Source organism: Glycomyces halotolerans, assembly GCF_054779575.1.
The window spans coordinates 16,869-29,357 of record NZ_BAAGXZ010000013.1; the positions used below are offsets into that span (position 1 = coordinate 16,869).

Below are 12,489 nucleotides of genomic sequence, written 5' to 3' on the forward strand. Positions count from 1 at the left end.
ACTTCGACGCTGTGCCCCTCGGTCCTCTCATACTTCGAGGCTGCTCCCCTAGCGTCCTCTCATACTTCGAGGACGTGCGGAACGATCATCGGGCGGCGGCGGTAGGTGTCGTTGACCCACTTGCCGACGGTCCGGCGCAGGATCTGCTGGAGCTGGTGCGGGTCGCTGATGCCGTCCTGGGCGGCGCGCTCCATGGCGTCGTCGATCAGGGGCAGGACGTCCTCGAACGCCTTCGGGTCCTCGGAGAACCCGCGGGCCGAGACGGTCGGGCCGCCGACGACCTTGCCGTTCTCGGAGTCGATCACGACCGTGGCGGCGATGAAGCCGCCGTCGCCGAGGACGCGGCGCTCGTTCAGGACCGGCTCGCCGACGTCGCCGACCGAGAGACCGTCGACGTAGACGAGGTTGTTCGGCACGTGCCCGACCAGTGAGGCGCGGCCGTCGACCAGGTCGACCACGTCGCCGTTCTCGATGACGATCACCTGGTCGGAGGGGACTCCGGACTCGACCGCGAGGCGTGCGTGCGCCTGCAGGTGCCGGGCCTCGCCGTGGATCGGGATCATGTTCGAGGGCTTGACGTTGTTGAGCACGTACAGCAGCTCGCCGGCCGGGGCGTGCCCCGAGACGTGGACCTTGGCGACGTCCTTGTGGATGACCGTCGCTCCCGTGCGGGCCAGGCGGTTGATGACGCCGTAGACGGCGGTCTCGTTGCCGGGCACCAGCGAGGAGGCCAGGATGACGGTGTCGTCGGGTTCGACGGTGATGTGCCGGTGGTCGCCGGAGGCCATGCGGCCGAGAGCGCTCATCGGCTCGCCCTGCGAGCCGGTCGACATGTAGACGATCTCGTCGTTCGGCAGCCGCACGGCCTCGTCCATGTTGACCAGCAGGCCCTCGGGGATCTTCAGCAGCCCCAGGTCGCGGGCGATCGCCATGTTGCGGACCATCGAGCGGCCGACGAAGGCGACCTTGCGGCCGTGGGCCCAGGCCGCGTCGAGCACCTGCTGCACGCGGTGCACGTGGCTGGCGAAGGAGGCGACGATGATGCGGCCGGCGACGTCTTCGAACAGCTTGTCGAGCACCGGCCCGATCTCGCGTTCGGAGGTGACGAACCCGGGGACTTCGGCGTTGGTGGAGTCCGACAGCAGCAGGTCCACGCCCTGGTCGCCGAGCCGGGCGAACCCCGCCAGGTCGGTGATGCGCCCGTCCAGCGGCAGCTGGTCCATCTTGAAGTCGCCGGTGTGCAGCACCAGGCCGGCACCGGTGCGGATCGCCACGGCCAGCGCGTCGGGGATGGAGTGGTTGACCGCCAGGAACTCGAGCCCGAAGGGGCCGAGGTCGACGGTGTCGCCTTCGGCGACGGTGGTGCTGACCGGCTTGATGCGCCGTTCGCGGAGCTTGGCCTCGACCAGTGCGACGGAGAACTTGGAGCCGACCAGCGGGATGTCGTTCTTGTGCTCGAGCAGGAACGGGATGCCGCCGATGTGGTCTTCGTGCCCGTGGGTGATGACGATGGCCTCGATGTCGTCGAGGCGGTCGAGGATGGGCGTGAAGTCCGGGAGGATCAGGTCGACGCCGGGCTGTTCGACGTCGGGGAAGAGGACCCCGCAGTCGACGATGAGGAGTCGTCCGTCGTACTCGAACAGGGTCATGTTGCGGCCGATGGCGCCGAGGCCGCCGAGCGGCGTGATGCGCAGGCCTCCGGCGGCTAGTTCGCCCGGTTCTCTGAGGCTGTCGCGTCGAGTGGGGCTCATCAGACCTCCTTCACGATCGCGAGGTTTTCAGCGATAAAATCCGCGATCACCGTGTCGGCGGGCGTGAGCGGCAGGCGCGGTTCGCCGGCCGGCAGTCCGCGCTGGGCCAGGGCGGCCTTGACTGCGGTGACCCCCTGTGCGGGCCCTTGGAGCGCCCGCATGGCGGGCAGCAGGGAGTCGTTGATCTCGGAGGCCTTCTCGACGAAGCCGTCGTCGAAGGCGTCGAACATGGCGTTGATGTGCTTGCCGACGAGCTGGGCGATGACCGAGACGATGCCGACCTGCCCGGTGGCGTAGGCGGCGAGGTTGAGGGCGTCGACGCCGCAGTAGAAGCTCAGGCCGGTGAAGACGCGGACCCTCTGGGCCGAGGAGAGGTCGGCGGTGGCGTCCTTGACGGCGATGATCCGCTCGTGCTCGGCCAGGCGCTGGTAGGAGGCGTCGGTGATGGGCACGCTGGAGCGCGGCGGGATGTCGTAGAGCATGCAGGGCAGCTCGGTGGCGTCGGCGATGGCGGTGAAGTGGGCCTCGATGCCTTCCTGCGGGGGCCGCGAGTAGTACGGGGTGACCAGCAGCAGGCCTTGGGCGCCGGCCTTCTCGGCGTCCTGGGCCAGGCGCAGCGAGTGGCGGGTGTCGTTGGTCGAGGCGCCGGCGATGATGTGGGCGCGGTCGCCGACGGCGTCGACGACGGTCTCGATGAGCTGGACCTTCTCGGCGTCGGTGGTGGTGGGCGACTCACCGGTGGTGCCGTTGAGGACGAGTCCGTCGAGGCCCTGCTCGTCGACGAGGTAGCGGGCCAGCTCGGCGGCCCCGGGGACGTCGAGTTCGCCTGACGGCGTGAAGGGCGTGATCATGGCCGCCAGAGTGCGCCCGAATGGGCGGGTCACGTTGCGCATGTGCTTTCACCAATACTGATTGAGGCGCTCCGGGGGTGTCGCCGCCCGGCCGCTCGTTCGTTTCACTGTCTCAAGTTTCGCCGCCGCTGATGCCGTTTCACGGCTCGCGGGCGGCTTGAAGCGTCTGGCGCCCACGGCCCCGTCGACCTGTCCGTCGGGGCTAGCCCTCGGTGACGTAGGGGCTGTGGGCGACCTCGGTGCCGTCGTCGAGTTCGGTGATCTCGAAGTCGGCGAAGACGTTCGCGGCCTTCTCTTTGAGTTGCCGCAGGCATTCGACTGCCAGCGCCCGGATCTCGACATCGGCGTGTTCGGAGGCGCGCATGGCGATGAAGTGGCGCCAGGCGCGGTAGTTTCCGGTGACGACGATGCGGGTCTCGGTGGCGTTGGGCAGGACTGATCGCGCCGCCTGGCGCGCCTGCTTTCGGCGCAGTGTCGGGTTGGCGACGTCGGCGAACTTCTTCTGGAGGCCTTCGAGGAGGTCGTTGTAGGCGCTTTGGGCGGCGTCGGCCGCGGCGAGGAAGCGCTCGTGGAGTTCGGGGTCTGAGGCGATGGCCTCGGGTTCGACCATTTGGGCGTCGCGCTCGGGGACGTAGCGCTGCGACAGCTGGGAGTAGGAGAAGTGGCGGTGCCGGATGAGCTCGTGGGTGAGGGACCTGGAGATGCCGGCGAGGTAGAAGCTGACGCTGCCGTGTTCGAGGACGGAGAGGTGGCCGACCTGGAGGATGTGGTCGAGGTAGCCGGCGTTGGTGGCGGTTCTGGGGTTGGGTTTCTTCCAGGACTGGTAGCAGGCGCGTCCGGCGAATTCGGCGAGGGCCTGTCCGCCGTCGGCGTCGGTGTTCCAGGGGACGTCGGCGGGGGGCTCGAAGTGCGTCCAAGCGATGAGTCGGACGTCCATCGGTACGATTTCGGGCATGCCCCGGTCCCCCTCGTGTTCGGTGTGCTCACTGGTTGTTATAGCTCTAAGAGCGTACTCGGGCGGACGGTGTGGCCTTGACCGCGCCCACCGGTCCGGTCCTGTCATCTCTACCTGATGTCCTCGGGGTTTGACCAGGGCTTTTCGCCGTGTGGAACGCCTCTGCGGGAGCGGCGATGTCACTCCGGGTTGACAGACATCAATAGTGATGTCACTATGGTGTCATGGACTTGACGCCGTACATCGAATCGCTCCGCAGGAGCCTCACCGCCGCCGCCGCACCGGCCGGTGAAGACGCCGCGCGGACTGCAGAACTACTGTCAGAGGCGCTCGACGCCGGAGCCCGGCTCGCGCTCATGGAGGCGCTCTCCGAGGCCGCCGCCGAGATCACCGCCGGGCTCGACCAGGCCGGATCGTCGGCCTCGGTGGACCTGCGCGTGCGCGGCAAGGAGGTGGACCTGCGCATCTCCGACGTCGAATCCGCCGAGACCGCGCCGCCGCCGGCCCCGCCGGCCGACGACGACGTCGCCCGCATCACGCTGCGCCTCCCCGAGTCGCTCAAGGAGGACGTGGAGCGGGCCGCCTCCGCCGACGGCGCCTCGGTGAACGCCTGGCTGGTGCGCGCCATCAACAACTCCGTGCACGCCTCCCGGGTCTCCGGGACCCAGAGCGGCGCGAAGTACAGCCAACGCATCACCGGCTACGCGAGAGCTTGAGGTTCTTCCAGTGAACGAATACACCGAATTCACCCACGACGGTCCGATCACCACGTCGGTCACGCTCGCCGAAGGCTCGGTGACCGTCACCGGCCACGAGTCCGACCTGGTGCTGGTCGAGATCAAGCCCGCTCAGCGCACCGAGGGCGACGGCGACGCCGCCGACTTGGCGCGCGTCGAGTTCGAGAACGGCCACCTGCGGGTCGTGGCGCCCGAGAAGCCGCAGAACTGGCTGTTCAAGAAGCAGATCGGCGTCCACATCGGCATCAAACTGCCGGTCGGCTCGGACGTGGCGGTCAAGTCGACCTCCGCTCCGATCAGCCTCCACGGCAAGCTGGGCTCGGTCTCGATCAACACCGTCGCCGGATCGGCGACCGTCGAGCACGCCGCGAACCTGCGGGCCAACACGGTCTCCGGTTCGGTCAGCGCCATCGAGGTCGCCGACGACTACCGTGCCAACACCGCCTCGGGCCAGGTCCGCGCCGACCGCATCGGCGGGGACTTCTCGGCCAAGACCGTCGCCGGAGCCGTCCGCGTCGACAAGCTCGAGGGCTCGGCGAGCGTCAACACGCTCTCGGGCGGCATCGAGATCGGGGCGCTCAGGTCGGGCACGTGCCGGGCCAACACCGTCTCCGGCCGCATCAGCCTCGGGGTCGTCTCCGGCACCGACGTGTGGATGGACCTCGACGCCAAGGCCGGCACGGTGACTTCGGAGCTGGCCGCGGGCGACACCTCGCCGGCGCCGTCGAACGAGGGCACCAGCCTGGAAGTGCGGGCCCGCTCGGTCTCGGGCGACATCTACCTGCACCGCGCGAACGCCTACGCCTAGGATCCCGGTCGGGGTCGGGGCGGCGTCTGAGGGCTCCAGGGCGGTTCTAGACGAAGAAATACGTGAACGGTTCCCACGGCAGGTTGCGGGCGATGAAGAAGCCGCCCCAAGCGATCAAGAACGACGTCAACACGGCCGGGGTGAGGTGGAACCGGGGGAGCCTCCACCTCACCTTCGGCGCCACGCGCGGCAGCGCCCAGGCGAGGTACATCCACACCAGGAACGGGGCGGCGAACACCGCCATGGCGTGGTGCCGGGCGGCCTCGGGCAGATTCAGCGTCACCGCGTAGTAGAACGCGCGGGTCCCGCCGCAGCCGGGACAGTCGAACCCGGTGGTCATCTTGAACAGGCAGGTGGTCGGGCCGGTGTTGTCGGTCGGGTCGGCCGCCACCACCCCGCCGGCCGCCGCCGCGAAGCACGCGAGCAGCGCCACCGGGGCGATCCAAGGCTTGGCCACCAGGCTCGCGGTCATCCGCGACACCGCGCTCTCGCGCCGTGCCGGACCCGGCCGCTCGAGCGTGGCCTCATCGACTGCGCACACGATTCCTCCCGACCCACAGGGTAACCCGTCGCCGCCCACCGGAGCTCCGCCGGCGACGGACCGCCCGATCCGGCCGAAACCGCCGGCCGGAGCCGGCTCTGAGCCTAGGCTCTGGATATGGCGGGACGATTGAAGCGCTGGGCGCGCGGCGCGCTGGCCGCCGGCGCCGCGGTCGTCCTCCTGTTGGCCTCCAGCGGCTGCCTGCGCATGGACCTCGAGCTGAACGTCCGCTCCGACGACACGGTCGGCGGATCCTTCACCGCGGCCTGGAGCGAGGAGTTCCTCGCCGAGGTCGCCGCCGGAGACCGGTCCATCGGCCAGGCCGAACTGGACGCCTTCGTGGAGGCGCTCATGGAGGGCGTGCCCGACGGGCGGCGCAGCGCCTACCACGAGGACGGCTACCTGGGTCAGACCGCGAGCTTCACCGGCCGACCCCTGCGCGAGTTCGGGGAGTTCGGCGACACCGGCTGGGGCTTTCTGAGCATCGTTCACGAAGATCGGCGCTACGTGCTCGACGGCCGTTGGGACCTGCGAGCCGCCGGATTCATCGAGGCGGACGCCGTCAGCGAAGTCGAGCTGATCATCCGGGTGAACTTCCCCGCGCGCGTCACCGACCACAACGGCGAACTGGACGGTCGCACCGTCACCTGGCGGATGTCGCCGGGCCAGGAATACGAACTGCGCGCCGAAGCGGCCGAGTACGACCTCGGCCGCTGGGTGCTGGTCACGCTGGCGTCGCTGGTGGCCGTGCTGGCGCTGCTGTGGTTGTGGCAGTGGACGAGACTGCGCAAACACGCTACCGGCCGAAGGGAAGAGCGACAGTCGCGTTAACTCGGGCACAAAGCCTGGACGCCCGCCGCACGCGCCGTATCGTTGGGCACCGGTGCATCATCACAGGACGGTAACGCCGAAGGGGTGCCGGTGTCCCAGCAGCGTTCAGACAACAAGGCCGCCAAAGAGAAAGATCCCAGGCTCGATCTGAGCGTCGGTGAGATCCTGGCCGCCTCCGGCGCCACGACCCTCGGCGCGCTGCTGGTGAAGCTGCTCGACATCTGGGGCACCCTCCTGGGAACCGCGATCCTGAGCGTGTTCACCTCTGTCGGAGCGGTTCTCATCCTCAGAACCCTGCGGAAGACCAGCGAACGGGTCAAAGCGCAACTGGCGGCGCTGTCGGCCGCTTCGGGCAAGAGCGCGCCGCAGACCCCGACGGTCAGGCTCGACGCCGACACGGTCGACTTCGCCGCCGAAGCGCCCGTGGCGACAGAACCCGAGCCGACCGCGAAGGCCCACTCCCCCAGGCGGACGCTCCTGGCGATCCTCATCTCGAGCGTCCTGGTGTTCACCTTGACCGTCGGCGTGCTCACGCTCCTGGGCGGCATCACCACCGGCGACCCCACCCGCTACTTCGAACAGCCCGTCATCATCTACGAGACCGAAGAAGGCGGCGTCCAGGTACCCGAGGAAACCGGCCCCGGGGACACGGCGCCGGAGCCGACCGAGTCGACCGAGCCGACCGGCGGTGAAGAGACGACCGTCCCGGACGGCGAGGAGCCGGAGACCGAGGACCCCGCCGAGACCGCGCCGACCGACGAGCCGACGGACGAAGCGACGAGTCCGGGGACGAGCGAGGAACAGAACGACGCGGCGCCGTCGCCGAGCCCGCAGGACGAGGAGGCCCCGAGCTCCCCGACGCCGACGCAGGAGTGAACTCCGCTGAACTTCGTCAGTCGAGCAGGTCGTCGATGCCCACGGTCAGGCCGGGGCGGCGGCCGACCTCGCGGACGGCCAGCAGCACGCCGGGCATGAACGAGGCCCGGTCCAGCGAGTCGTGGCCGATCGTGAACCGCTCGCCGGGCCCGCCGAAACGGACCTCCTGGCCGGCTACGTAACCGGCCGAGCGGATCGCGTGGACGTGCACGCCGTCGACCTCGCCTCCGCGCGCGCCGGTGGCGTCCTCGACCGTCGCGTCCGGCATCGGGGGGCAGTCGGCCTCGGCCCTGGCCGCGGCGATCAGGCGCGCGGTGTGCACCGCGGTCCCGCTGGGGGCGTCGACCTTGCGCGGGTGGTGGGTCTCGATGATCTCCGCCGAGGCGAAGTGCTTGGCGGCCCTGGCCGCGAACTGCATCATCAGCACCGCGCCGATCCCGAAGTTCGGGGCGATGATCGACCCGACCTCCGGCTCGTCGCCGAGCATCTCGCGGACCCGGTCGAGCCGGGCCCGGTCGAACCCGGAAGTGCCGACCACCGTGTGCAGGCCGTGGTCGATGCACCAGGCCAGATTGTCCATGACCACGCTCGGCAACGTGAAGTCGACGACCACGTCGACCCCGGCGTCGGTGAGCGTCTCCAAGGGGTCTTCGTCGTCGACCGAGGCGGCCAGCTCCATGTCGTCGGCGTCGGCGACGGCCTCGCAGACGGCCTGGCCCATGCGGCCCCTCGCACCCAGCACGCCCACTTTGATCATGCGAACTCCCCTTGGTCGAACGGCCCCACGGCCGCGGTCGTCATCGGCTGCGACATGATATCGGCCGCGACCCTCCTGACGGCCTCGGCGGTGACCGCATCGTTGCGGGCCAGATCGTGCTCGATGGTCTCCTGCTCGCCGTACAGCAGCTCGCTGCGGCCGAGCCAGTCCATGCGCGCCCCCGAGTCCTCCATCGCCATCAGGACCCCGACCTGGTACATCTTCTTGCCGCGACGCAGCTCCTCGTCGGTCACTCCCGACTCGGCGACGTTCGCCAGCTCGGCCAGAATCAGGTCCCGGACCTCCCGCGAGTTGTCGGGACTGCAGCCGGCGTAGACGCTGAACGAGCCCGTGTCGCCGAAGTAGCTCTCGCCGGAGCGGACCGAGTAGGCCAGGCCGCGCTCCTCGCGGATGATGCGGAACAGCCGCGAGGACATGCCGCCGCCCAGGATGTTGTTGAGCACGCCGAGGGCGTACATCCGCTCGTCCTTGCGGGACATGGTGCGGCAGCCGATCACCAGATGCGCCTGCTCGGTGTCCTCGTGTTCGACCGCGAACCGCCGGGGCGGCTCCAGCGCGGTCTCGGCCTCCCGCGGCCGTCGCGGCGGCGCCTGTGAGGCGTTCAAGAGCGGCTCGAACGACTCGCGGACGAGCTTGAGGGCCTCATCGTGGTCGATGCCGCCGGCCACGCACACCACCAGATTCGACGGAAGGTAGTGGCGGCGGTAGAAGTCGCGGATCTGATCGGCGGTCAGGGCCCGGACCGACTCGGCGGTCCCGGCGATGTCCCGGCCCAGCGGGCCGTCGCCGAACAGGGCGCGGTTGAAATGCTCGAAGACCTGCTCGGCCGGGTCGTCGGCCGAAGCGGCGATCTCCTCGAGGATCACCCCGCGCTCGACTTCGACGTCGTCGGCCTTCAGCAGCGAATTGCACACCGAGTCGCCCAGGACGTCGAGCGCCAGCGGCAGGTCCTCGGCGAGACCGCGCTCGTAGAAGCAGGTGTGGTCGCGGGCGGTGTAGGCGTTCGACTCCCCGCCGACGGCCTCGACCGCCTCGGAGATCTCGACCGCCGAACGCTTCGGCGTGCCTTTGAACAGCAGGTGCTCGAGGAAGTGCGAGGCGCCGGACAGTTCGGCGGGCTCGTCGCGGGCGCCCACGCCCACCCACGCGCCCACCGACGCCGACCGCATCGAGGCGATCTCTTCGGTGACCACACGCAACCCGCCGGGGAGCACGGTGCGTCGCACCGTGGCCCCCGACGGGTCGTGGATGAGCGATCGAGTCTGGGAACGACTCATCTACTCGTCGTTGCCTCCGGCACCGTCGGTGCGGCGGCGGCGCCGGCGGCGCTGGCCGCCTTCGCCTCCGCCGTTGTCGTCCGAACGGCGCGGACGGTCGTCGTTGCGACGCGGGCCGCGGTCACCGCGGGCTCCGCCGCGGTCGCCGCCGCGTCCCCCACGGTCGCCGCGGTCGCCTTCGCGGCGCTCGGGACGGCCCTTCTTGTAGCCCTCGGGCTCCTCGCCCTCCGGGTAGACCTTGTCGAGGTAGATCTTCCCGCGGTTGTCGATGTCGCCGATCTCGACCTCGATCTTGTCGCCGACGCCGAGCACGTCCTCGACGCGGTCGACGCGCTTGCCGTCGCCGACCTTCGAGATGTGCAGCAGGCCGTCGCGGCCCGGAGTCAGCGAGACGAAGGCACCGAAGTCGGTGGTCTTGACGACGGTCCCGAGGAAGCGGTCGCCGACGTTCGGCAGCGTCGGGTTGGCGATCGAGTTGATCGTCTCCACCGCCGCGGCCGCGGCCTCGCCGTTCTCGGCCGACACGTAGATCGTGCCGTCGTCCTCGACGGTGATGTCGGCGCCGGTGTCGTCCTGGATCTGGTTGATCGTCTGGCCCTTCGGGCCGATGATCGCGCCGATCTTGTCGACCGGGATCTTCAGCGTGGTGATCCGCGGAGCGGTCGCGGCGAGCTCGCCGGGCTCCGAGATGGCCTCGCCCATGACGTCGAGGATCGCGTGGCGGGCGTCGTTGGCCTGCTGGAGCGCCTGCGCGAGGACCTCCGAAGGCAGCCCGTCGAGCTTGGTGTCCAACTGGAGCGCGGTCACGAAGTCCGGCGTGCCGGCGACCTTGAAGTCCATGTCGCCGTAAGCGTCCTCGGCGCCGAGGATGTCGGTCAGCGTGACGTACTTGGTCTCGCCGTCGACCTCCTCGCTGATCAGGCCCATCGCGATGCCCGCGACGGGGGCCTTGATCGGCACGCCCGCGTCCATCAGCGCCATGGTGGAGGCGCAGACCGAACCCATCGAGGTCGAGCCGTTCGAGCCCAGGGCCTCTGAGACCTGCCGGATCGCGTACGGGAACTCCTCGCGCCCTGGCAGTACCGGGATCAGGGCGCGCTCGGCGAGCGCGCCGTGGCCGATCTCGCGGCGCTTCGGGCTGCCGACGCGGCCGGTCTCACCGGTCGAGTACGGCGGGAAGTTGTAGTTGTGCATGTAGCGCTTCTTGGTCACCGGCGACAGCGTGTCGATGGCCTGCTCCATGCGCAGCATGTTCAGCGTGGTCACGCCCATGATCTGGGTCTCGCCGCGTTCGAAGATCGCCGAGCCGTGGACGCGCGGCAGCACCGACACCTCGGCCGCCAGCGGCCGGATGTCGACCGGCGAGCGGCCGTCGATGCGGACGCCTTCGCTGATGACGCGCTTGCGGACCAGCTTCTTGGTGAGCGACCGCAGCGAGGCGGACAGCTCGCCTTCGCGGCCTTCGAAGTCCGCGCCGAGCTTCTCGAGCATGACGGCCTTGACGCGGTCGAGCTCGGTGCCGCGGTCGGTCTTGTCGGCGATGGTGAGCGCCTGGTCGAGCTCGGCGCCGACCGCGGACTCGACGGCGGCGAAGGCGTCGTCGGCGTAGTCGGGGAACCGCGGGAAGTCCGCGGTGGGCTTGGCGGCCACGGAGGCCAGCTCCGACTGGGCGCGGACGAGCTCGGCGATGACCGGCTTGACCGCTTCGAGGCCGCCGGCGACGACTTCCTCGGTCGGCTTCTGGGCGCCGCCTTCGATGAGCGAGACGGTGTTCTCGGTGGCCTCGGCCTCGACCATCATGATCGCGACGTCGCCGGACTCGAGGACGCGGCCGGTCACGACCATGTCGAAGGTGGCGCGCTCGATCTGCTCGAGCGTCGGGAAGCACACCCACTGGCCGTCGATGAGGACGGCGCGGGTGGACCCGAGAGGCCCGGAGAACGGCAGCCCGGCGAGCTGGGTCGACATGGAGGCGCCGTTCATGGCGACCACGTCGTACTCGTCGGAGGTGCCGACGGCGAGGATGGTGCCGATCACCTGGACTTCGTTGCGCAGGCCGTTCTCGAACGACGGGCGCAGCCCGCGATCGATCAGGCGGCAGGTCAGGATGGCGTTCTCGCTGGGGCGGCCTTCGCGGCGGAAGAACGAGCCGGGGATGCGCCCGGCGGCGTACATCCGCTCCTCGATGTCGACCGTGAGCGGGAAGAAGTCGAAGTGCTCTTTCGGGTTCTTCGAAGCGGCGGTGGTCGCCAGGACCACGGTGTCGTCCATCTGGACGACCGCGGAGCCGTGGGCGAGCTTCGCCAGGCGACCGGTGCTGAAGATGATCTCTCGTGTGCCGAAGTCACCGTTGTCGATGACCGCTTTGGCGTGGTGTTCGCCGAGGTTGTATGCCTCGGGTGTCCGTTCGGTCTGTTCGGACATTGAGCGTCGTACTCCTCATGTGTAGTTCGGAGCGCGACATGCCATGTGCGGGCCGGTCTTCGATTGAAGCACTCGGATCGGTGTCCCGATGCGTTCGCGGGACGGTCCGGATGCCACTACCGAGGACCGGCGGTCTCTGGTCTGTCGCGCCGCGCCTCGATCGTCGAGGCGCTCGTTTCGAGCGTGATGCTCTCGGCCAACCCTACGTTACTAGGCGTGCCCTGCCAGGCGGGCGGGTAAAGGCGATTCCTCCCCGAGCCCGAGGGCGGAGCCTCCTCGTGGAGAACCGAGAGAGGTGAAAGGGGGAGCGGTTCGCCGCTCCCCCTCCTGGGTCTCAGCCGCGGATGCCGAGGCGCTCGATGAGCGCCCGGTAGCGGGTGATGTCCTCGGTCTTGAGGTATTTGAGCAGCCGACGGCGCTTACCGACCAGCAGGAGCAGACCACGACGCGAGTGGTGGTCGTGCTTGTGCTCCTGGACGTGGCCGGTGAGCTCCTTGATGCGGGCCGTCAGCAGCGCCACCTGGACCTCGGTCGAGCCCGAGTCGCCCTCGTGGGTGGCGAACTCCTGAATGATCTCCGCCTTCTTGGCAGCGTCGAGCGCCATTGCAACTCCCTATGGGTTGGTCGAGACCGGCTCGGCCCGCGGCGTCGTGCAGGCCG

At 69.4% G+C, this 12,489-nt stretch carries 12 protein-coding genes; 4 read left to right on the top strand and 8 right to left on the bottom strand.

All coding sequences use genetic code 11. The features are described from left to right. Positions 1-59: 59 nt before the first annotated feature. The 3 genes from ACYVL2_RS12255 to thyX form a co-directional block, all read right to left on the bottom strand. A complete protein-coding gene (locus tag ACYVL2_RS12255) occupies positions 60-1,751 on the bottom strand; it encodes a ribonuclease J (protein WP_460543638.1) in 1,692 nt (563 codons plus the stop codon). Next, positions 1,751-2,644 carry a 4-hydroxy-tetrahydrodipicolinate synthase family protein gene (dapA, locus tag ACYVL2_RS12260; protein WP_460543640.1) on the bottom strand — a complete coding sequence of 298 codons (894 nt, stop codon included), beginning with the start codon at positions 2,642-2,644 and terminating at the stop codon, positions 1,751-1,753. The genes ACYVL2_RS12255 and dapA overlap by 1 nt, the downstream gene beginning before the upstream one ends. 160 nt (positions 2,645-2,804) lie before the next feature. Next, positions 2,805-3,557, bottom strand: coding sequence for an FAD-dependent thymidylate synthase (thyX, locus tag ACYVL2_RS12265; RefSeq protein ID WP_460543643.1), 753 nt, complete (start codon positions 3,555-3,557; stop codon positions 2,805-2,807). Positions 3,558-3,781: 224 nt separating this feature from the next. On the opposite strand from thyX, the gene ACYVL2_RS12270 reads away from it, so the two are divergent. After that, complete coding sequence (locus tag ACYVL2_RS12270) at positions 3,782-4,273, top strand: hypothetical protein (protein WP_460543644.1); 492 nt, start codon at positions 3,782-3,784, stop codon at positions 4,271-4,273. Positions 4,274-4,283: 10 nt separating this feature from the next. Next, a complete protein-coding gene (locus ACYVL2_RS12275; protein WP_460543646.1) occupies positions 4,284-5,102 on the top strand; it encodes a DUF4097 family beta strand repeat-containing protein in 819 nt (272 codons plus the stop codon). A 46-nt stretch (positions 5,103-5,148) separates the two neighbouring features. On the opposite strand, the gene ACYVL2_RS12280 is transcribed toward ACYVL2_RS12275, so the two are convergent. Beyond that, entirely contained in the window at positions 5,149-5,643 is a 495-nt protein-coding gene (locus tag ACYVL2_RS12280) for a DUF2752 domain-containing protein (RefSeq protein ID WP_460543648.1), read from the bottom strand. A 117-nt stretch (positions 5,644-5,760) separates the two neighbouring features. Between ACYVL2_RS12280 and ACYVL2_RS12285 the strand changes: the two genes are divergently transcribed. Together ACYVL2_RS12285 and ACYVL2_RS12290 are read left to right on the top strand one after the other, a co-directional pair. Further along, positions 5,761-6,474 carry an LppM family (lipo)protein gene (locus ACYVL2_RS12285; protein WP_460543650.1) on the top strand — a complete coding sequence of 238 codons (714 nt, stop codon included), beginning with the start codon at positions 5,761-5,763 and terminating at the stop codon, positions 6,472-6,474. Between the two features lie 90 nt (positions 6,475-6,564). Next, positions 6,565-7,350, top strand: a complete 786-nt coding sequence (locus ACYVL2_RS12290) for an ICP22 family protein (protein ID WP_460543652.1) — start codon at positions 6,565-6,567, stop codon at positions 7,348-7,350. Between the two features lie 16 nt (positions 7,351-7,366). Here the strand turns inward: ACYVL2_RS12290 and dapB are convergent, their stop codons facing one another. The 4 genes from dapB to rpsO form a co-directional block, all read right to left on the bottom strand. Then, positions 7,367-8,107 carry a 4-hydroxy-tetrahydrodipicolinate reductase gene (gene dapB, locus ACYVL2_RS12295; protein WP_460543654.1) on the bottom strand — a complete coding sequence of 247 codons (741 nt, stop codon included), beginning with the start codon at positions 8,105-8,107 and terminating at the stop codon, positions 7,367-7,369. After that, positions 8,104-9,405 (bottom strand): M16 family metallopeptidase, encoded by a 1,302-nt coding sequence (locus ACYVL2_RS12300; RefSeq protein ID WP_460543656.1) that lies wholly within the window; start codon positions 9,403-9,405, stop codon positions 8,104-8,106. Before ACYVL2_RS12300 ends, dapB begins: the two co-directional genes overlap by 4 nt. Beyond that, positions 9,406-11,829 (bottom strand): polyribonucleotide nucleotidyltransferase, encoded by a 2,424-nt coding sequence (locus ACYVL2_RS12305; protein ID WP_460543658.1) that lies wholly within the window; start codon positions 11,827-11,829, stop codon positions 9,406-9,408. A 334-nt stretch (positions 11,830-12,163) separates the two neighbouring features. Continuing rightward, the gene (gene rpsO, locus ACYVL2_RS12310) at positions 12,164-12,433 is read right to left on the bottom strand and encodes a 30S ribosomal protein S15 (RefSeq protein WP_460543660.1); all 270 of its coding nucleotides are present in this window, start codon (positions 12,431-12,433) and stop codon (positions 12,164-12,166) included. Between the last annotated feature and the right edge of the window lie 56 nt (positions 12,434-12,489).

What these genes read in the sequence shown, in the direction of transcription:
- ACYVL2_RS12255 (WP_460543638.1), bottom strand. Translation starts at nt 1,751, where the DNA reads ATGAGCCCCACTCGACGCGACAGCCTCAGAGAACCGGGCGAACTAGCC.
- dapA (WP_460543640.1), bottom strand. Translation starts at nt 2,644, where the DNA reads ATGCGCAACGTGACCCGCCCATTCGGGCGCACTCTGGCGGCCATGATC.
- thyX (WP_460543643.1), bottom strand. Translation starts at nt 3,557, where the DNA reads ATGCCCGAAATCGTACCGATGGACGTCCGACTCATCGCTTGGACGCAC.
- ACYVL2_RS12270 (WP_460543644.1), top strand. Translation starts at nt 3,782, where the DNA reads ATGGACTTGACGCCGTACATCGAATCGCTCCGCAGGAGCCTCACCGCC.
- ACYVL2_RS12285 (WP_460543650.1), top strand. Translation starts at nt 5,761, where the DNA reads ATGGCGGGACGATTGAAGCGCTGGGCGCGCGGCGCGCTGGCCGCCGGC.
- dapB (WP_460543654.1), bottom strand. Translation starts at nt 8,107, where the DNA reads ATGATCAAAGTGGGCGTGCTGGGTGCGAGGGGCCGCATGGGCCAGGCC.
- ACYVL2_RS12300 (WP_460543656.1), bottom strand. Translation starts at nt 9,405, where the DNA reads ATGAGTCGTTCCCAGACTCGATCGCTCATCCACGACCCGTCGGGGGCC.
- ACYVL2_RS12305 (WP_460543658.1), bottom strand. Translation starts at nt 11,829, where the DNA reads ATGTCCGAACAGACCGAACGGACACCCGAGGCATACAACCTCGGCGAA.
- rpsO (WP_460543660.1), bottom strand. Translation starts at nt 12,433, where the DNA reads ATGGCGCTCGACGCTGCCAAGAAGGCGGAGATCATTCAGGAGTTCGCC.